Here is a 17,005-nt window from a genome sequence, read left to right as displayed (position 1 = left end):
TTATAATTTACCTAATTTAGGTTTCCTAAAAACCTATGACAATGTTTGATGTAAAAGCCGCCGTTAAAAAGTTTGAAACCACATTTGAACCCGCATTATTAACCGAACTTGAAGCCAGTTCTATGCTAATGAATGTAAAAGGCGGCGATACCATGCTTAATCCGGGGCAAACCATTCGTGCGGTTCCGCTGCTGTTAAGCGGTACATTCAAAGTAAGTCGGGTAAATGACGAGGGGCAGGAAATACTGTTGTATTATGTTAAAGAGGGCGAGAGTTGTGCCATGACATTTACCTGCTGTATGATGTCGCATTTCAGCGTGATCAGAGGGACTGCCGAGGAGGACAGTGAATTACTTTGCGTACCTATGGATGTGATGGACGGATGGATGATAAAATACCCAACCTGGAAACGTTTTGTAATGCAAACTATATTGAACCGTTTTACCGAGATCCTGAAAAGCATTGATGATATAGCTTTTAAAAAATTGGATGATCGCCTGGTTAATTATCTCAAGGAAAAGGCTAAAACAACCGGCTCTTCACTCATTAACTTAACCCATCAGCAAATTGGTGACGACCTGGGGACAAGCCGGGTTGTTGTATCTCGCCTGCTGAAGAAACTGGAAACTGATAATAAATTGCTGCTTTACTACAACCAGATCAAATTACTGAGCGAATTGTAACCTTTGTTACAGGCAATTGTATCCTTTGTTACAAAATATGCCCTGCTTTCTGTTGCATCTTTGTTATGTCAAAAGCAACAGACCATGAAAACTCAAGCCCTTCAACCCACTGTAAGTTTTAATGTAAAACCATTTGCAGGATTTAAAATCCCTGCTGGTTTTTGTAGGAATATGCTTGTAAAATTTATCCATTTTATTGGCTCTGTAAACCTTACGACCTGTAAAGACGATCAATTTATTTTTTAACCATCTAAAACTATAAACATCATGAGTATCAGACTAAACGACACAGCTCCCGATTTTCAGGCAGAAACAACTGAAGGAACTATCAATTTTCATAATTGGATAGGTGGTGGCTGGGCAATTCTTTTTTCGCACCCTAAAGATTTCACCCCTGTTTGCACTACCGAACTGGGCTACATGGCTAAACTTGCCCCCGAATTTCAACAGCGTAATTGTAAAGTGATTGGTTTAAGTGTCGATCCGGTTGTTCGTCATGCCGAATGGGCAAAAGATATCCACGAAACACAGGGATATGCGGTAAACTACCCCATGATAGGTGATCCTGACCTGGCTATAGCAAAATTATACGATATGTTACCTGCCGATGAACCAGGAACCTCAGAGGGACGCACTGCTGCTACCAATCAAACCGTACGCTCTGTGTTTATTATAGGTCCGGATAAAAAAATTAAACTGATGCTCACTTATCCAATGGCTACAGGGCGCAATTTTGATGAGATATTGCGTGTGCTGGATTCGTTGCAACTAACAGCAGGTTACAAAGTAGCTACACCGGTAAACTGGAAAAACGGCGAAGATGTAATCATTGTGCCTGCCGTATCTGACGAAGAGGCCAAAGAAAAATTTCCCAACGGCTGGAAAACCGTTAAGCCTTACCTGCGTATAGTAGCGCAACCCGGTGAAACTGTTATGAATTAATTCTTTTAAAGAGAAATCCATCTGCAAAGCGCGCATTTTTTGCCCGGACATGCGCGCTTTGCATTGGAATATTAATTTAACGAGCGGTATTCAATAGGAGAGTATCCGACACGCTGCTTGAATAAACGCGTGAAATGCTGCGGGTATTTAAAGCCTAAGCCATATGCAATCTCGCTTAGCGACTTACTGGTGTCAAAGATCTTCTCCTTGGCGACATCAATTACTTTTGATTGGATATACTCCTGCGCCGATTTTCCGGTTTCTTTTTTAATAAGATCGCCAAAGTAATTGGCCGACAGGTTTAACTGGTCTGCGCAATAACCAACTGAGGGCAAACCTATGGTAGTTGGTTTATCTGATGTCCAATAACTATCCAGCAAGTTTTCAAACTTTTGTAATACACCTTTATGTGCAAGATCACGGGTGATGAACTGGCGGTCATAAAAACGTTGACAATAATTCAGGAACAATTCAATATTGCTTACAATCAGTGTTTTGCTGTGTTTGTCTATAGCGTGTTCAAGTTCGTACCTTATCTTTTCAAAGCAATCAGTAATGATCTTTCTTTCACTTTCTGATAAATGCAGCGCCTCGTGTACATCGTACGAAAAAAAGGTATAATCCTGAATATGGCGGCCAAGTGAGGTGCCCCTGATTAGATCTGGATGAAAAACCAATGCCTGGCCTCTTGGCTGATAGTACTCACCATTGTCTTCCTGACCTATCACTTGTCCGGGGCCGACAAATATCAACGAACCTTCCTGGTAATCATAGTAATTGCAACCATACTTCAGGTCGCCGCATTTAATCTCTTTTAAAAATACGGTATAAAAGTTATAGTTGACGCGGCGATTCAGGCGTATATCTGCTTTCGACAGATCAACAATATTGATAAGCGGATGAAGCGTTTCATGGTTGTTGAGCGCGTTGAACTGGCTTATCGTGTCCACCTTAATGATATTTTCCATAACTATCCCTTTCAATTATATCAAAGTTAAACCTTCTTTTAAGGTTTGCCTTATATTAATGTCTTAATCAGTGATATTGGTAAGCAATACAGTAATTGGTATAACAGTTGCTTTAAAAATACATCCCACCTTTGTGTTGTTAATTAGAATGATGATCTGTTTAATTTACTAAATATATGAAAACGAGAAAATTAGGTAATAGCGGCCTCGAGGTATCCGAACTGGGATTAGGCTGTATGGGTTTAAGCTTTGGTTACGGCCCGGCAACCGATTTAAAAGATGCTGTTAAACTACTGCATGCCGCGGTTGAAAAAGGCGTTACCTTTTTTGATACGGCAGAGGCTTATGGTCCTTTTACAAACGAAGAGCTTTTGGGCGAGGCACTTGCCCCTTACCGCGATAAACTGGTTATAGCTACTAAATTTGGTTTCAAAGATGGCAAACCAGGCGACGGTATGGATAGCCGTCCTGAACGTATCAGGGAAGTTGCCGAAGCATCGCTTAAAAGATTAAAAACCGATCGTATCGACCTGTTCTATCAACATCGTGTTGACCCTAATGTACCTATTGAGGAGGTTGCAGGGACAGTTAAAGACCTGATACAGGAAGGAAAGGTTAAACACTTTGGTTTATCAGAAGCCGGTGCGCAATCCATCCGCAGGGCACACGCGGTGCAGCCGGTAGCCGCTTTACAAAGCGAATACTCCCTATGGTGGCGTGAACCTGAAGAAGAGGTCATGCCTTTGCTGGAAGAGTTAGGTATTGGATTTGTTCCGTTTAGTCCGCTCGGAAAAGGCTTTTTAACAGGCGCGATCAACGAAAACACATCTTTTGATAAAATAGACTTCAGAAACATTGTACCACGTTTTGCTCCCGACGCAAGGGCAGCAAACCAGGCAATGGTTGACCTGCTTATCAGAATAGCGCGGGAAAAGCAAGCTACTCCTGCTCAAATAGCATTAGCCTGGTTATTGGCTCAAAAACCATGGATAGCTCCTATCCCCGGAACCACTAAATTGCATCGCCTGGAAGAAAACCTTGGCGCTGTAGATATAATATTAACAGCCGATGATCTGAGCCAGATCGAAAAAGCTGCCTCAGAAATTAAGATAGAAGGCGCACGCTACCCTGAGCATCTGCAAAAAAGGGTCGGAAAATAATTTATAATTGAATTACCGGAGCAGGCATGAAGGATATACTTCATGCCTTTTTTGTTTTGTGAAACCGGTTTACAGATACTGTAAAGCCTGTATGCAGCGTGTTTACAATTTAATCTCATTGTTTTATATTCCTTGTTTGTTTAAAAGCATACCTATAAATTAGGCTCATAATCTAAATATCAGTCACCTTTACATCGCTACTATTGATTTCTGTACCCTGTTAATATACCATCCGGATATTAACGTTTCTGTATTGTTGCCGCTCCCCTGAGCTGATATAACCGATTTTAAATGATTTTTTCACTAAATGAAATTTGAACCGATTATGATTGAACAAAGCTCTTACCTTAAACCGAAAATTTATGATCTGATGAACCTCATGATCAACGACGAAAGTGGTTTGTTTGAAGTGGGGGATCTGGATGGTTACATTGACAAACTTATTGATAGGGCATCTATCATAACCATTATGGCACAAGATGCCTTACTTGGTTTTTTAGCTTATTACGCTAACGATTACGTTAATAAAATTGGATTTATTTCGATGCTGATCATAGACCCCTCAACTAAACGGATGGGATATGGCCGCAGGCTTGTTGAATTTGCAGTGAAAGATTTAACACTAAAAGGCTTTAAAAAATGCCGTACCGAGGTAAATGCTGATAATACAAAAGCAGTAAATATCTGTAAAAGGTTAGGTTTTACCTACGTAGGGCGAAATGAGGAGTATTGTGTATTTGAATTAACGCTTTAACAATGGGCAATTATGAAAACCGGCAATAATCAGGTAATTTAGTTTTTAATTATTTGTTAACCGGCATCAGCCAATATTTAAGCTGCAAATATGCAACACAAGGCAACATCGCTCAGGCCGTTTATCGGCGCTAAAGATTTTGAAATATCCCGCAGTTTTTATCGCGACCTGGGTTTTGAAGAGGTTGTACTGGATGCCGGTATTTAAAACCGGTCAGCTCGCTTTTTACCTGCAGAATGCCTACGTTAAAGACTGGATAGACAACACCATGCTTTTTTTAGAGGTGGATGATGTTGATCGCTATTGGAACGAGTTGGTGGCTTTAAACCTGCCTGCCAAATATGCGGGTGTGCGATTAACTCCCATCAGGGTAGATCATTGGGGGAGGGAATGCTTTCTGCACGATCCCTCCGGCATACTCTGGCATTTTGGCGAGTTCTTTTGATAAAGCTTGTATACAAGCTTAAAGCGGAATGCGTAAAGCCTAAAGCTATCCATTAGCTTTTACTATTATTATTTAATTGACGACAGATCGAGAACGATATTATTGCCCTGAGGTTTTAGTCGAAATGCTGCTCCGTTTCCTGGTTCGGAAAAAGTGCCTTTTATTGCTTTAAAAGCATATGGTGTTTCCTCAAAGCGGCAATTAATCTGCTTGTCGCTGACGGTTTCAAAAGGCAATTTTGTTCCGGCGGCAGTAGTCATATCAAAATACCAGTTGTTAGTTTGTGCGCTTACCAGTTTCATGGATAATTGCTTTTCGTTCAGGTCTATCTCCAAAGTGCCTTTAATGGTTGTCAGGGGCCATGATATATGCAAACTACCGGATGTTGGATGGGTATAAACCGGGTCTTTCCCGACCAGCAGAACTTCATCGCCATTAATTAAAGCCTTGAGTCTTAGCCCGGCAATCTGATCGGGTTTACTCCAGATATAACCATCAATCACCGGCAAAGTGAAAAACGTGCATTCGTTTGATGTGGCTACCTGCTTGGTATAAACTGATGGGAAGTTTTCATCAAACAGGTGAAGGTCGCGGATACGCAGATTGCCCTTCTCCCATAACAGGTTAACGCGGTAAAAACGGCTGTTAAACCAAACGGTTTTCAGGTCACTTTCGCCAAGGTCATGGCTTACGGTAAATGATGTAGATGGGGTTACTTTATACTGCTTTTTAAACCAGCGGCCTGATGTTTCCATGGTTTCCAGCCTGATCTTGTGCTCATCCCTCAGCCGTGCAATCAAAGGCATCTGGATTTCAAAACCTTTTGCCATGGCATCCCACGTAAATGAATTTTCCTGGCCTGCTTGCGTGTAGTTAAAGCCGAGTGCCTTGTCATCGGTAAATGATTTAAAAAACCAGTTTACCCAATCTGCATCGCCGCCGCCAAATTTATAAACGGGTTCCAGTGTTACTACCCCCTGGCGTGTTGTGCCAAGTCCGTTATCGTACTGCCGAATCGGGTCGCTGCCTAACATCCTGAAAATAGGTACGGGGATTTGATTGACGGCGTTTTGTGCAGGCATGTATGAGTTGATCTTGCTGGGATAATAGGCCTGGTTCCAATAACCTCCCCATAAGGTATAACCATCTGTACCATATTGGTCTTTGCAATTGGCCGATGCTACAATATGATATTTCTGGTACATGTATTCCAGGCTGTAGCTATCAATAAACCACGAAGCAACAGATTTTGGATAATAGCCAAAGATCTTTTTGAAATCGGTCATGTAAACATCTATCAGTTTTTCGCGCTCTTTGGGTGTGTATCCGGTAGAAAAACCAATGTTTGCGCGCCAGTCCCAGGGGTAACGGCCACGCCATTTCATTCCTGCTTTTTCAACTTGTGGCTGGGGGATTTCCCACCAGGCGCCAATCTCGAATGAATCGCGCGGTAAAGCTTTTAATAGTTTCTGATATCGGGGATTCATCAGCGCATCATACTGTAGAAGGAACGTGCCACCAAGTTTATATTTTTTCATGATCTCCACTTGCTTTACTACGGTTTGGTAAAGCACATCCTCGGTAATAGCCGGGTCACGTGGTTCAAGCAAGCGAATGAAATTAACGATGTTAACTATCCTTGGTGTCGAAGGCTCTTTTGCAGGAGTAGTTTGGCCGTAGGAGGGAAGCCATCCTGATATACAGATGCAAAAAATACCGGCAATAATAATTAGGAAAATATTGGAATAGTTTTTCATGGCAAAGGTGGCGTGATTAGTTAACAATAACAGGGTTATAAAATAACCTTGGTTAAAGCCTATAATGGTAAGCTAAGCTATTTATAACAAAAAGCTCAACTGTCCTGAACTGTCTTATAACAGTTCGGTTTAAAGTTGCCTGTCACCAAAGCGTAATAAAACTATGCATGTGTTTTAAACAAATGTTTTAATCAAACGATTGATTAATTTTGACCCGTTATTTAAAGAACACAAAACTTTTATCAAATGGCCGAGTCAGGATTTAAAAAGTGGATAATTACTATCACGGTGATTATCGCTTCATTGTTAGAATTAATAGATACCACCATAGTTAACGTTTCTATTCCTCAGATTCAAGGTAACCTGGGGGCCACCATAACAGATGCTGCCTGGGTAGTTACCGGGTATAGCGTGGCAAACGTTATCATTTTGCCTATGTCGGGCTGGCTGAGCAGCTTTTTCGGACGCAAAAATTACTTTTTAACCTCCATTATTGTATTTACCATCGCCTCGTTTTTATGTGGTAATGCTCATAGTTTAACTGAGCTTGTTACTTTCAGAATTTTACAGGGCTTAGCAGGCGGCGGTTTGCTTTCAACATCACAGGCTATCCTTATCGAAACATGGCCTGCCGAACAATTGGGTACTGCTACGGCGCTGTTTGGGCTGGGTGCGGTTGTTGGGCCAACTATAGGCCCAACTATTGGTGGGTACATAACAGACCATGCCGCCTGGCGCTGGATTTTTTATGTGAATATACCTGTAGGGATCCTGGCGGCCATATTTACGGTGATGTATGTAAAGGTAACTTCCCGTGATGGGAAGGATAAACCTATCGACTGGTGGGGAATTGTCTTGCTGGCCATTACGGTAGGCAGTTTACAAACCATATTGGAAAAAGGGGAGGATGAGGACTGGTTTGCCACTACTTATATCATCGTACTTACTTGCACCGCGGTTATTGGTTTGCTGCTTTTTTTATGGCGAGAGCTAAGTACAGATCACCCTATTGTTAACTTCAAGATCATGCGGCACCGAAGCTTTTCGGCGGGGATGGTTACCTCGTTTATATTGGGTGTCGGTTTGTACGGATCACAGTTCGTGTTCCCTGTTTTTTGTCAAAACCTGCTTGGGTTTTCGGCACAACAAACCGGCGAGATCTTGTTGCCCGGTGGCTTGTTCACCATTATGATGATGCCTTTTGTAGGTATTATGCTTAATAAAGGCCTGCCAGCGCAGTTTATGGCTGTGTTTGGCATGATATTGTTCTTTGTTTTCTCCTGGTTTATGAGCGGTTCAACACTGGCCTCCGGTACCGGTGATTTCTTTTGGCCTTTAGCCATCAGGGGTATCGGTTTATCCTTGCTTTTTGTGCCGCTTACTACTATCGCGATAGGTGGCTTAAAGGGGCCGGAGATAGGTCAGGGCACGGGTTTAAACAATATGATGCGTCAGTTGGGTGGTTCGTTTGGGATTGCCGGTTTAAATACGCTGATCCATATCCGTGTGGCTACGCACCGCAATAACCTTTTATCTAATATTAACCCATATAATAACTATTTCACTGATAGGTATAATGCTTTGTTACATGGATTTATGGCTAAAGGAAAATCATTCTTTGACGCTTCAAAAATGGCCTATGCAGCCATCGACGGCACGGTTAACAGGCAAAGTACATTGTTGAGTTATAATGACGCCTACATCGTAGTTGGCTGGGTGATGCTGGCGGCAATTCCACTGATATTTTTAGCGCCGATTGTGAAAGGTCAAAAGGCCGTTGCCGATACACATTAAATCCTCCGGATGATATATGTTTTTGAATGACTAAATTTGAAAACATATATCATCCATGACTATAACCGCCGAAACAACAACCGAAGAGAAAATACTGAATGCAGCAAGGTCAATCTTTACCAAAAAAGGGTTCCTCGCTACAACTGTAAGAGATATAGCGACAGAAGCGAATACCAACGTGGCGTCGGTTAATTACTACTTCCGCAGTAAGGAAAACCTTTTCGCGTTCATCATGGATGAAACCATTAAAAAGCTTTTTGATAAAGTTGAGCCGGTTTTAAATGATGAAACTACTACAGCCATTCAGAAGATAGAAACCTGTGTAGGCTACTATATTGATCAGCTTCTGGAAAATCCGGATTTTCCCTTTTTTATGATAAACGAGGTACTTGCCGGACAAACCAATTTGCCGATGGTTGAAAAGTTTAAAACGCTAACCAACTCCGTATTTGCTAAACAGCTTTACGCAATGCAGGCCGATGGTGTTATCAAATTTCACCCGGTTAACCTGATGTGGAATATTACAGGTATGATTGTTTTTCCATTCCTATCGCGCCCAAAACAACTGGAAGCAGGTTATTTCAACGGTGCTGAATTTGAGGCTATGATGAGGGAACGGAAAAAACTGATCCCGATTTGGATTGGACAGATATTGAAAGGGGAGTAGCGTGTTTTTAATCAGAAACCGATACTGTGTTTCTGTTGATGATCCAACATCCCCCGATAAAAATGACTATTGAAAATCCCCAGAGTAAAATGTAATAAGGCCATCCCAAAAGTGCTAAAAAAGATTGCTGGCGCAAAACAGGCAAAAACAGAGATAGTGCGGATGTTCCATTAATTGTTGCATGTATGATCATCCCCGGGATTACCGATTGCGTTTTATAGTAGGTCCAGCCAAGAAATAAACCACTCAAAGAAGCAGTCATTGCCTGCCATGGATTTAGATGAATTAACCCAAAAAATAAAGCGGAAATCAATATTGCTTTATTTGGCGTATAGTTCTTTAATAAGCCTTTCAATACAATGCCACGACAAAATATCTCTTCAAGTACGGGAGCCGCAATAACGAGCATTATCAGAGAGGAGAAATCTTTGGTAAAACTCTTTTCAAAAAACTTACGGACTGATTCGGGCATCGGTAACAGGGTTGAAACCCATTCCAAACCCACAAGCATAGCTGCAGTTGTTAAAATAAGAACTGGTATTAAAAAGAACGGTATCCGGGTAAAGCGAATTTTGAAAGGAGCTTGTTCCTGCTTTTTTGCTTTTCTAATAGCATACCTGATAGCGAACAACAAATAACCAACGTATAATATTAAGTTGATTAGTGGCTTTATTGATCTGACATCTAAATACCTGGTCTCAAATAGAAATAATCCTCCAATTAAGCCTCCAATTAGCATATACAAGATCAGGATAAAAAATAACCCTACGAGCGACTTTAAGTTTGGGTAAGCGGGCACGATTTTCGGAGAGCTATCCAAATTATTGGTAATAAATGAATCGTCGTTTAGGTCGATATTGTCCATGATGGATATTGTGATAAGGTAAAATTAAGGTTGGTGTAGATTCAATAATCTGCTATTCGCCAACCGCCTTCATGGTAAACATGCCGCTGTAATATTTTCGGTAGGCATAGCCCAGCAGCAAGTTCGGAACTACAAGGGTAACGCCCATTAACCATCCGGATGGTACTAAAAAGGTATGGAATAGCAGTACATTTAAACTGATGGGGAACAATACCACGGCCGAAAAAGGTGCATAGCGGTTAAACATCAATGACAAGCCGCCTACAATCTGTATTACTTTTTGCATGGGATAAAAATAACCTGTGCCTTTTAAACCGGCTATAAAAGCGCCTGCTTTACCGGTGTGCAACGGCTGATAAGGTATAAAGTGCAAAAAGTAGTCGAGCCCGAAGATCAGGTAAAGTGAACCGAGCAGCACCCGGCAAATCAGCGTTGTAGTTTTCATGAATGATTTATAACCCGGGCTGAATTTATTGAAAATTAATGATCAAACTTATATTTAAAAATATCGGTTATAAATAAACTGAAAAAGGTCGGTACGCGACAGTAATTTATCGCGCTATAATATATAGCGACTCTTCTCTTAGAAACTCTATCAGGTCAACTTCCAAAACCTTTGCTATTTCAATAAGCCTGGCCAGCGTTAACTTAACGTTGCCCAGCTCAATTTTGCTGAATGTGTTTTGTGATACATTGAGTTTGTAAGCTACGTAAAACTGGGTGTAATTTTTTTCTTCCCTGACTGCACGGATCCTGTTGGCTATAAGTTTTTCGGTAAGCATTTCTTTTTTTGGGTGGATGGTTTAATTGATAAACGTAATTACAAATGCTTCGGATTGGGGAAAGGTTAATAAACAGTCAGATTTTGTACTTTAATCGTACTCTAAAATGGGGTGTTATTAATTGTTTGATAATCAGCAATTTGTATTGGTTTATTAAGGGGTTCGAATCTGCCTGACGAAGTGCCTCGTAGTTCTTACCAAATCAATTAAAACATAAATTATGAAAAAACTGATCATCGCGGCCTTTGCATTAGTAGCTTTTGCAGTAGCCCCTAAAGCCAACGCTCAAACCAAAATGGTAGGTGGCGCTGCTATGTACCCAACTAAAGATATTATTGATAACGCGGTAAATTCAAAAGACCATACCACACTTGTTGCCGCTGTTAAAGCCGCCGGTTTAGTAGAAACGCTGAAAGGCGACGGCCCCTTTACCGTTTTTGCACCAACTAATGAGGCATTTGATAAACTACCAAAGGAAACCGTGCCAACCTTGTTGAAACCGGAAAATAAAGCAATGCTAACCAAGATCCTTACTTACCATGTGGTAGCAGGGCGTTTAAGTTCGGCAGAGTTGTGGGCTAAAGTTAAAGCCGGTATGGGTAAAGCCGAGTTAAAAACAGTAGCAGGTGGTACACTTACCGTTATGGCGAAAGGCAAAAAACTATACCTTGTTGATGAAAAAGGCGGTAAATCGTGGATCACCATTGCCGATGTATTTCAAAAAAATGGTGTTATTCACGTGGTTAATACCGTATTAATGCCTAACTAAGTAAAATCTCAGTTTGTAAATAAATGCAGGCCCGGTTGCTTAAAGCGCCGGGCTTTTTTATTTAGGCTCGATTGTATTTGATTGATATTGGATGAATTACGACAAAATAAATTTAAATTAGGGTAAAAGTACCCTTATGGAAAACTTCTGGAAGGAAAAGAAAGACTGGCTCAACAAATTAACCCTTGAAGATGCGAAATTCATCTTTGATCAGGCCGAAAAATCATATAACTACACTATGGAAACGGCAAAAGGGATTTATGAACGCTCGAACGGGTTGTTAACGCTGGTGTCCGGTGTTTTGATTGGTCTGGTGGCGTATGCTATCGGAAAATGGAAGGATACCCCTCATTTAGATACTTTGTTGTTTACGGCAATAGTAGGTATATTTTACTTTTTGATACTGGGCCTGATATTTATTTTAGAAAGCGTGACACCCAGCGAATACCTTTTGCCTGGTACAAACCCTGAAGCATATTTTAATATTGGGTTTTTCAACGATAAATTGAAGGATGATGACCGGATTTTAGCTTTTTATAAAGTGGAGATCATCAATTTTAAGGAGCGGATTGAGGAAAACACCAAAAAGAATGATAGGCGCTGGAAGATGTACGTACTTTGTCTTAGGGCAATATTTTTCTCGCCAATAGTTATGGGTATTGCTTTTGGTATCGCTAATATCGCTTCCTGATTATTCTGCTTCAGCGTAATCTGCCTGGTCGGACGATGAGAGGTCGTTCCCTTCCCATAAATTGGGCGTTCCAAAATCTCCTTCTATATAAGGCTCGCTATCATCGGCACATGGTAAACTCTCTTCGATACTCTCTTCAAAGTTGGTATCTAATCTACCCACACGACCTTTCCCCGATGTTTTAATATCCCATATGTCGGGTATGTTTTGTCCGTCCTCGTCCGGGGTAGGTGTTTCGTCGGGGTCTGGAAATTGGCTCATAATCAAATAATTATTGCTAATTAAAGTTAAATCATTATTGGCGTAAAAGCAAATAATGATATGTGTTTCTGTTGCGCCAGAACATCCCGAAAGCTAACTTTACATCAAGCGTTCTTCAACGCCGACAGGTCACATTGCAGGTCTTTGTCCCAATTGCCCGTTTTAGCTGCAGCATCATAGGTTGATTGTAAAAACTGAAGCAATGTTTTTTCGGGATTGTCTGAGCCGGAAACAACTTCATAGGTCAATAAAAACTCGCCCATATCACCACTATAAAACGCTTCTGGGGGCGATACCTGTTGTGTGCCAAAATCTTCAGGAGTTGGGTAGCAGTAAGAATAAAATACCGGATGAGGAAAAGCGTCGGAGCCAGGCCAAAAACCACATGAACTTACTTCCTGCGAATATGCCTCCTGCATTATTATGGCAGGCATATTAGGCATGCTGCCCTGGTGTTTTGGTGCTGGCCTGCCCGAAAAACGGGTAACAGCCAAATCAAATCCTCCCCAAAAGAAATGTACCGGGCTATTTTTACCCTGAAATCCCGCTCTGAATTCGGTAAAAACATTATGAATCCTGACCAGTGCCTGCCAGTAATCATGCATAATGGCAGCATCATATTGACAAGGCGTATGGTTTTCGGCAAAAGGAATAGCGGGATCCACCTCGTTAGGCACGGCGTATATTTCTACCTCGGCGTTAACCGAGCTGATATTGTCCATCAATGTTTTGTAAAAGGTGGCTACACTACCTGTTCCAAGCCCGAATGAACGTTTTTCGCCGGTACTGGTGGATATGTTAAGCGTATGGCTGATAAAATCAAGATCTATTTGGAATACCCCGCCTTTAAAAGGCATGCTCCCTGTGGTAAGACCGGTAGAACTCACATACAAGGTTACCTGCCATGAATGGTTGATCCAGGGCATTTGTTTTAGCCTCACTTTACCAATAATCTGGGTCCACATATGTACACTTGCAAGTGTGTCTTTGAGGTCATGATAGTCAAGTTTTGGCCAGCGTGTTGTTATCGGATTGCTCATAGGTAGTTTGCTGAGTTAAATCGTTTAACTCTAATTTACTAAGTTTTGCGATGTTATCGTGTAAAAAATAGATCTGGTGAAAATTAAAGCGGGCTTTCCAGAAGCATTTTTAACTTATGAAATGAATTATAAGGACCAACGGGCAAAGTGCTGTTTACCAACCAGGCAGGGATACTTCCGCCGGGATCTACGCTAAATGTATAGTCTATTTTTAACAGGCTTTCGCTTTTTACAGTTACGTTCCATAGCGCAAGGGAGTAAGGTACCCTCACATATTTTTTATCCCTGGGTAAATAATCCGGAAGGCTTTTTACCTGGATTTGAAACTGTTCATGTTTTTCGTCTGGGAGCACGCTTAATTCAACAATAAGATCACGGTCTTTCAATGGCCATGGTAAATTTGATATAGAATGGTAGATGAATTGGTTGGGGTTCAAAACTTTCAATATGTTGTTTTCCTTTGTACTGTAAACCCAGTCATTATAGTGATCAATATCCTTTAGCGCATTAATTAGTTTTAATTTAGTAGTATTAAACTCACAAATTACACGTATTTCTTTAAGGTTACCCGTTAAAGGTGTTCTGGAATAAACCTCAATGCCATTTTCATTGCGTTTTAATTCCCATTTCCCCTGGGCGTAAAGCCATTCGGGCGAAAAAAACAAGAAACAGCTTAAAAACCATAGCCCATTGGTAATACTTTTTATGTGCCCGCCCGTCATAGTGCTTTTTGTTTTTTGATCAAAGTACATACCATCATAGATTGTTGCTTGTGCTTTAAACGTAATGGTCTTTGTTAACTACAATTGTTATTGTAAATCGTTTTGTTTAAATGTAAAAGCAAAGCGCTTGAGAACAAGGGACTCCGTCTGTTAGTTGCCCAATTGTATCGACGAATAATAGAATGATTTTAGATGTCTGTTTTAAACTAATCATTTTAATGCTCTGTCACATTTTTATATCATTTGCTCGTGTTAACGGTTAGCTAATATGAGCGGACTAAGTTGGCTGCTAAAAGTATTACACTGTAAAAATGATTTGCTAACACTACTTATGGTACTAAAAAATAACAGGAAAACTGGGCTGTTAATTAAAACCGGTTTAATGATCATGGTGGCAGGCTGCATCAGCACCACGTCATTGGCACAGGCGGCACACGCAAACCCATGGGCTTCCAAGCCGTTGGGTATATTGCCTCCGCCGGCCAGTTTGAGCAATGGGGTCTGGCTTAAAGGCGAGTTGCATATGCACTCCAGGCACAGTAAAGAATCATCAAATAATTCAATCAGCAAGATCATCGCATTTTGTAAGCTGGTAGGTATCGATTTCCTGGCTATTACCGATCATGATAACCATGTAGAAGGCGACGTAGCACACAATACCTGGGTTGATCCGGAATTTAAATCAGATTCGGTGTTATTGTTGTACGCTGCCGAATGGACAACCACCCGCGGTCATGGTAACGCATTTTCGGCCAAGCCTTACGATCATCAAAAACTATACGATGTACGCGATCAGCGTGATACAGTAGTTGGACGGATAAAAAATAGCCTGGGGATCCACTTGTCGGCCAATCACCCCAGCGGTAAAGATCATTTTGGATACTCGTACGATATGGTTAACTCTATCGAAGTATGGAACTCGGCTATCTGGTCAAAGAATGCCAACGCTATTATGATCTGGGATGATATGCTTTCATCGGGCCGAAAACTAACCGGAAGGGGAGGGAGCGATGCCCATCACGGCGTACCTGCAGGCGATGAAAAACCAGGCCCTAATACCTACCAGTCTAAGGCCAATTATGCGGGTACACCCACTACATGGGTATTTGCGACAGCCCGTACCAAGCAAGCCGTTATTGACGCGCTAACCAACGGACGGGTATCTATCAGTTCAAATCCTTATGCGCCACGTGTTGAGTTTTATGCCGATTTAAATGGCGATGATAAAATGGATATGATGATGGGTGATAATGTAAAAGCGACCGGTAAGCCTGTGAAATTTAAAGTTCAGCTAACCGGCAGCAGCATTAAGGATACCACTTATACCGTTAATGTTGTAAAAAATGGTAATCCGTTCAGCACGCTAAAAATAGATGGAAAAACGGCTGCAGTTGAGTTTACTGATACGCCTGCACTAAAAGGTCGTACCTATTACAGGGTTACGGTTGAAGGGCCGGCTACACCTTACCCACAGGTACCCCAATCGGCAGCCTTGAGTGGGAATATGGTTGGATTATCAAATCCTATCTGTTTTAACTTCGACCCCAATTTTTAATAATCTTAAAAAAAGAAAACCGTACACGAGCTTACTGTGTACGGTTTTTTATTGTAACTATTAACTAAAAGAACGAAGCTGCAGTTAAAAGTATAGGCGTCTAATTAAATAATTCATTAAAACACCCGCTTCAATACGGATTTGTTTAATTACAGATAAGGTTGGTACATCATTATTAGATAATTATGATGTTACAGGGTATAAAAAGAGCCGCATTGTGTAATGCAAGCGGCTCTTTTTGTTATTATGTTATTTGTGTTTTATCGTTTCTTCAACAACACGGAAACCACCGCTTCCGGTATATTGATAATTTAAGATAAAGCTTTTGGTAGCCGGATCATACGTGCTTGTTTTACCCGGAACCGGAATTAATGGTTGGCTTGCGCTAACATTACCAGAAACAGTTACTACGTTAGTAGTCTCGTTTACAGTTAATGTCATTGAACCGCCAATGTCACCAATTTCAGTACTTACTGCTGTAGCACCTGCTGTAGTAAGTGTTTTATCCCTGTCAATAGCACGGTCGCCTGCTGTTGGGTGGTGGAAAGTACCTGTTGAATGATATGCACCATCATACTTGTTTTTGATTGCAAAGAATGTATACAGCGTGTCTTTGCTTGCAGCGTGAATAGTCAAACCTGCAGCATCGCTAATTACATATGCAAGGGCATATTTCTTGCTAAGGTCAAACTTGCTTCCGTCCAGTTTAATGGTAAAGTAGTTTTGAAAATCGCCTGGCGCAAATTTGGCGTTAAGGTTACCTGAAGTGGTAGTAGTAACTTTAGTGCTGCTTACTGTATAGAGGCTTGTTGGAAGCAATTCATATGCGGTACCATTATCATCATTGTATTTGGTAATAGCATCAGGAATTGATTTCAAAACCACAGTTTGATCTTTTTGAAGATCGGCTGCGCTTTTCGCGTCGCGTTTGATCGAGAAAACGTCAACGGTTTTGATATCTGTGAACGGGTCAAAGAAATGGGCTTGCTCAAGTCCGTCGGGGAACCCGATAAATGATAGACCATTGTTAGCAGCCTGTCCGCCTACTTTATCGGCAGCTGTTTCTTTCCGGCAGCCAGAAAAAATGGCTACAGACGCGATACCGGCAACAAGCAAATATTTATTAAATATATTCTTTTTCATGTTGTGT

General features: G+C 41.2%; 20 protein-coding genes. 11 read left to right on the top strand and 9 right to left on the bottom strand.

What is annotated here, in order from left to right:
* The first annotated feature begins 41 nt into the window (after positions 1-41).
* The 3 genes from DEO27_RS13595 (at position 42) to DEO27_RS13590 (ending at position 1,625) form a co-directional block, all read left to right on the top strand.
* Positions 42-683, top strand: coding sequence for a Crp/Fnr family transcriptional regulator (locus DEO27_RS13595; RefSeq protein WP_112574371.1), 642 nt, complete (start codon positions 42-44; stop codon positions 681-683).
* 84 nt (positions 684-767) lie between these two features.
* Positions 768-929: a hypothetical protein gene (locus tag DEO27_RS31425; RefSeq protein WP_190295411.1), complete on the top strand. Its 162-nt coding sequence runs from the start codon at positions 768-770 to the stop codon at positions 927-929.
* 21 nt (positions 930-950) lie between these two features.
* Positions 951-1,625, top strand: a complete 675-nt coding sequence (locus DEO27_RS13590; protein ID WP_112574372.1) for a peroxiredoxin — start codon at positions 951-953, stop codon at positions 1,623-1,625.
* 71 nt (positions 1,626-1,696) lie between these two features.
* Here the strand turns inward: DEO27_RS13590 and DEO27_RS13585 are convergent, their stop codons facing one another.
* Positions 1,697-2,593: a helix-turn-helix domain-containing protein gene (locus DEO27_RS13585; RefSeq protein ID WP_112574373.1), complete on the bottom strand. Its 897-nt coding sequence runs from the start codon at positions 2,591-2,593 to the stop codon at positions 1,697-1,699.
* A gap of 176 nt (positions 2,594-2,769) precedes the next feature.
* Here DEO27_RS13585 and DEO27_RS13580 point away from each other — a divergent pair, with 176 nt between their 5' ends.
* The 3 genes from DEO27_RS13580 to DEO27_RS13570 all read left to right on the top strand — a co-directional run bounded on the left by DEO27_RS13580 (position 2,770) and on the right by DEO27_RS13570 (position 4,952).
* Positions 2,770-3,753 carry an aldo/keto reductase gene (locus DEO27_RS13580; RefSeq protein WP_112574374.1) on the top strand — a complete coding sequence of 328 codons (984 nt, stop codon included), beginning with the start codon at positions 2,770-2,772 and terminating at the stop codon, positions 3,751-3,753.
* Between the two features lie 307 nt (positions 3,754-4,060).
* On the top strand, positions 4,061-4,507 hold the full coding sequence (locus DEO27_RS13575; RefSeq protein WP_112574375.1) for a GNAT family N-acetyltransferase: 447 nt from the start codon (positions 4,061-4,063) through the stop codon (positions 4,505-4,507).
* 193 nt (positions 4,508-4,700) lie between these two features.
* On the top strand, positions 4,701-4,952 hold the full coding sequence (locus tag DEO27_RS13570; protein WP_223818244.1) for a hypothetical protein: 252 nt from the start codon (positions 4,701-4,703) through the stop codon (positions 4,950-4,952).
* Positions 4,953-5,020: 68 nt separating this feature from the next.
* Here the strand turns inward: DEO27_RS13570 and DEO27_RS13565 are convergent, their stop codons facing one another.
* Positions 5,021-6,709, bottom strand: a complete 1,689-nt coding sequence (locus DEO27_RS13565) for a hypothetical protein (protein WP_190295410.1) — start codon at positions 6,707-6,709, stop codon at positions 5,021-5,023.
* A gap of 246 nt (positions 6,710-6,955) precedes the next feature.
* Here DEO27_RS13565 and DEO27_RS13560 point away from each other — a divergent pair, with 246 nt between their 5' ends.
* Positions 6,956-8,503: a DHA2 family efflux MFS transporter permease subunit gene (locus DEO27_RS13560; protein WP_112574376.1), complete on the top strand. Its 1,548-nt coding sequence runs from the start codon at positions 6,956-6,958 to the stop codon at positions 8,501-8,503.
* A gap of 55 nt (positions 8,504-8,558) precedes the next feature.
* Positions 8,559-9,170 (top strand): TetR/AcrR family transcriptional regulator, encoded by a 612-nt coding sequence (locus DEO27_RS13555; RefSeq protein WP_112574377.1) that lies wholly within the window; start codon positions 8,559-8,561, stop codon positions 9,168-9,170.
* A gap of 7 nt (positions 9,171-9,177) precedes the next feature.
* Here the strand turns inward: DEO27_RS13555 and DEO27_RS13550 are convergent, their stop codons facing one another.
* The 3 genes from DEO27_RS13550 to DEO27_RS13540 form a co-directional block, all read right to left on the bottom strand.
* Positions 9,178-10,035, bottom strand: a complete 858-nt coding sequence (locus DEO27_RS13550) for a CPBP family intramembrane glutamic endopeptidase (RefSeq protein ID WP_112574378.1) — start codon at positions 10,033-10,035, stop codon at positions 9,178-9,180.
* Positions 10,036-10,087: 52 nt separating this feature from the next.
* A complete protein-coding gene (locus DEO27_RS13545) occupies positions 10,088-10,480 on the bottom strand; it encodes a DoxX family membrane protein (protein WP_091211342.1) in 393 nt (130 codons plus the stop codon).
* 106 nt (positions 10,481-10,586) lie between these two features.
* Positions 10,587-10,817 carry a helix-turn-helix domain-containing protein gene (locus DEO27_RS13540; RefSeq protein WP_112574379.1) on the bottom strand — a complete coding sequence of 77 codons (231 nt, stop codon included), beginning with the start codon at positions 10,815-10,817 and terminating at the stop codon, positions 10,587-10,589.
* Positions 10,818-11,037: 220 nt separating this feature from the next.
* Between DEO27_RS13540 and DEO27_RS13535 the strand changes: the two genes are divergently transcribed.
* Both DEO27_RS13535 and DEO27_RS13530 read left to right on the top strand, forming a co-directional pair.
* Positions 11,038-11,586 carry a fasciclin domain-containing protein gene (locus tag DEO27_RS13535; RefSeq protein WP_112574380.1) on the top strand — a complete coding sequence of 183 codons (549 nt, stop codon included), beginning with the start codon at positions 11,038-11,040 and terminating at the stop codon, positions 11,584-11,586.
* A gap of 136 nt (positions 11,587-11,722) precedes the next feature.
* Positions 11,723-12,277 (top strand): hypothetical protein, encoded by a 555-nt coding sequence (locus DEO27_RS13530; protein WP_112574381.1) that lies wholly within the window; start codon positions 11,723-11,725, stop codon positions 12,275-12,277.
* Here DEO27_RS13530 and DEO27_RS13525 read toward each other — a convergent pair whose 3' ends face one another.
* The 3 genes from DEO27_RS13525 to DEO27_RS13515 all read right to left on the bottom strand — a co-directional run bounded on the left by DEO27_RS13525 (position 12,278) and on the right by DEO27_RS13515 (position 14,300).
* Positions 12,278-12,538 (bottom strand): hypothetical protein, encoded by a 261-nt coding sequence (locus tag DEO27_RS13525; RefSeq protein ID WP_112574382.1) that lies wholly within the window; start codon positions 12,536-12,538, stop codon positions 12,278-12,280.
* Positions 12,539-12,642: 104 nt separating this feature from the next.
* Positions 12,643-13,578: a DUF5996 family protein gene (locus DEO27_RS13520; RefSeq protein ID WP_112574383.1), complete on the bottom strand. Its 936-nt coding sequence runs from the start codon at positions 13,576-13,578 to the stop codon at positions 12,643-12,645.
* An 83-nt stretch (positions 13,579-13,661) separates the two neighbouring features.
* Complete coding sequence (locus tag DEO27_RS13515) at positions 13,662-14,300, bottom strand: START domain-containing protein (protein ID WP_190295409.1); 639 nt, start codon at positions 14,298-14,300, stop codon at positions 13,662-13,664.
* A 331-nt stretch (positions 14,301-14,631) separates the two neighbouring features.
* On the opposite strand from DEO27_RS13515, the gene DEO27_RS13510 reads away from it, so the two are divergent.
* Positions 14,632-15,855 carry a CehA/McbA family metallohydrolase gene (locus DEO27_RS13510; RefSeq protein ID WP_112574385.1) on the top strand — a complete coding sequence of 408 codons (1,224 nt, stop codon included), beginning with the start codon at positions 14,632-14,634 and terminating at the stop codon, positions 15,853-15,855.
* 249 nt (positions 15,856-16,104) lie between these two features.
* Here DEO27_RS13510 and DEO27_RS13505 read toward each other — a convergent pair whose 3' ends face one another.
* The gene (locus tag DEO27_RS13505) at positions 16,105-16,998 is read right to left on the bottom strand and encodes a BT_3044 domain-containing protein (protein WP_112574386.1); all 894 of its coding nucleotides are present in this window, start codon (positions 16,996-16,998) and stop codon (positions 16,105-16,107) included.
* Positions 16,999-17,005 lie beyond the last annotated feature (7 nt).

Origin of the sequence: Mucilaginibacter rubeus (assembly GCF_003286415.2) — a bacterium.
Taxonomy (GTDB): Bacteria; Bacteroidota; Bacteroidia; order Sphingobacteriales; family Sphingobacteriaceae; genus Mucilaginibacter; species Mucilaginibacter rubeus_A.
The sequence above is the reverse complement of the archived record's forward strand: the minus strand, read 5'-3'. Positions and strand labels throughout refer to the sequence as shown.

Excerpts from the sequence above, each read along its gene's own strand:
- DEO27_RS13520 (WP_112574383.1), bottom strand. The coding sequence starts at position 13,578 with ATGAGCAATCCGATAACAACACGCTGGCCAAAACTTGACTATCATGAC.
- DEO27_RS13595 (WP_112574371.1), top strand. The coding sequence starts at position 42 with ATGTTTGATGTAAAAGCCGCCGTTAAAAAGTTTGAAACCACATTTGAA.
- DEO27_RS13535 (WP_112574380.1), top strand. The coding sequence starts at position 11,038 with ATGAAAAAACTGATCATCGCGGCCTTTGCATTAGTAGCTTTTGCAGTA.
- DEO27_RS13590 (WP_112574372.1), top strand. The coding sequence starts at position 951 with ATGAGTATCAGACTAAACGACACAGCTCCCGATTTTCAGGCAGAAACA.
- DEO27_RS31425 (WP_190295411.1), top strand. The coding sequence starts at position 768 with ATGAAAACTCAAGCCCTTCAACCCACTGTAAGTTTTAATGTAAAACCA.
- DEO27_RS13525 (WP_112574382.1), bottom strand. The coding sequence starts at position 12,538 with ATGAGCCAATTTCCAGACCCCGACGAAACACCTACCCCGGACGAGGAC.
- DEO27_RS13505 (WP_112574386.1), bottom strand. The coding sequence starts at position 16,998 with ATGAAAAAGAATATATTTAATAAATATTTGCTTGTTGCCGGTATCGCG.
- DEO27_RS13555 (WP_112574377.1), top strand. The coding sequence starts at position 8,559 with ATGACTATAACCGCCGAAACAACAACCGAAGAGAAAATACTGAATGCA.
- DEO27_RS13530 (WP_112574381.1), top strand. The coding sequence starts at position 11,723 with ATGGAAAACTTCTGGAAGGAAAAGAAAGACTGGCTCAACAAATTAACC.
- DEO27_RS13550 (WP_112574378.1), bottom strand. The coding sequence starts at position 10,035 with ATGGACAATATCGACCTAAACGACGATTCATTTATTACCAATAATTTG.
- DEO27_RS13560 (WP_112574376.1), top strand. The coding sequence starts at position 6,956 with ATGGCCGAGTCAGGATTTAAAAAGTGGATAATTACTATCACGGTGATT.
- DEO27_RS13515 (WP_190295409.1), bottom strand. The coding sequence starts at position 14,300 with ATGACGGGCGGGCACATAAAAAGTATTACCAATGGGCTATGGTTTTTA.
- DEO27_RS13585 (WP_112574373.1), bottom strand. The coding sequence starts at position 2,593 with ATGGAAAATATCATTAAGGTGGACACGATAAGCCAGTTCAACGCGCTC.
- DEO27_RS13580 (WP_112574374.1), top strand. The coding sequence starts at position 2,770 with ATGAAAACGAGAAAATTAGGTAATAGCGGCCTCGAGGTATCCGAACTG.
- DEO27_RS13545 (WP_091211342.1), bottom strand. The coding sequence starts at position 10,480 with ATGAAAACTACAACGCTGATTTGCCGGGTGCTGCTCGGTTCACTTTAC.
- DEO27_RS13570 (WP_223818244.1), top strand. The coding sequence starts at position 4,701 with ATGCCGGTATTTAAAACCGGTCAGCTCGCTTTTTACCTGCAGAATGCC.
- DEO27_RS13510 (WP_112574385.1), top strand. The coding sequence starts at position 14,632 with ATGGTACTAAAAAATAACAGGAAAACTGGGCTGTTAATTAAAACCGGT.
- DEO27_RS13540 (WP_112574379.1), bottom strand. The coding sequence starts at position 10,817 with ATGCTTACCGAAAAACTTATAGCCAACAGGATCCGTGCAGTCAGGGAA.
- DEO27_RS13565 (WP_190295410.1), bottom strand. The coding sequence starts at position 6,709 with ATGAAAAACTATTCCAATATTTTCCTAATTATTATTGCCGGTATTTTT.
- DEO27_RS13575 (WP_112574375.1), top strand. The coding sequence starts at position 4,061 with ATGAAATTTGAACCGATTATGATTGAACAAAGCTCTTACCTTAAACCG.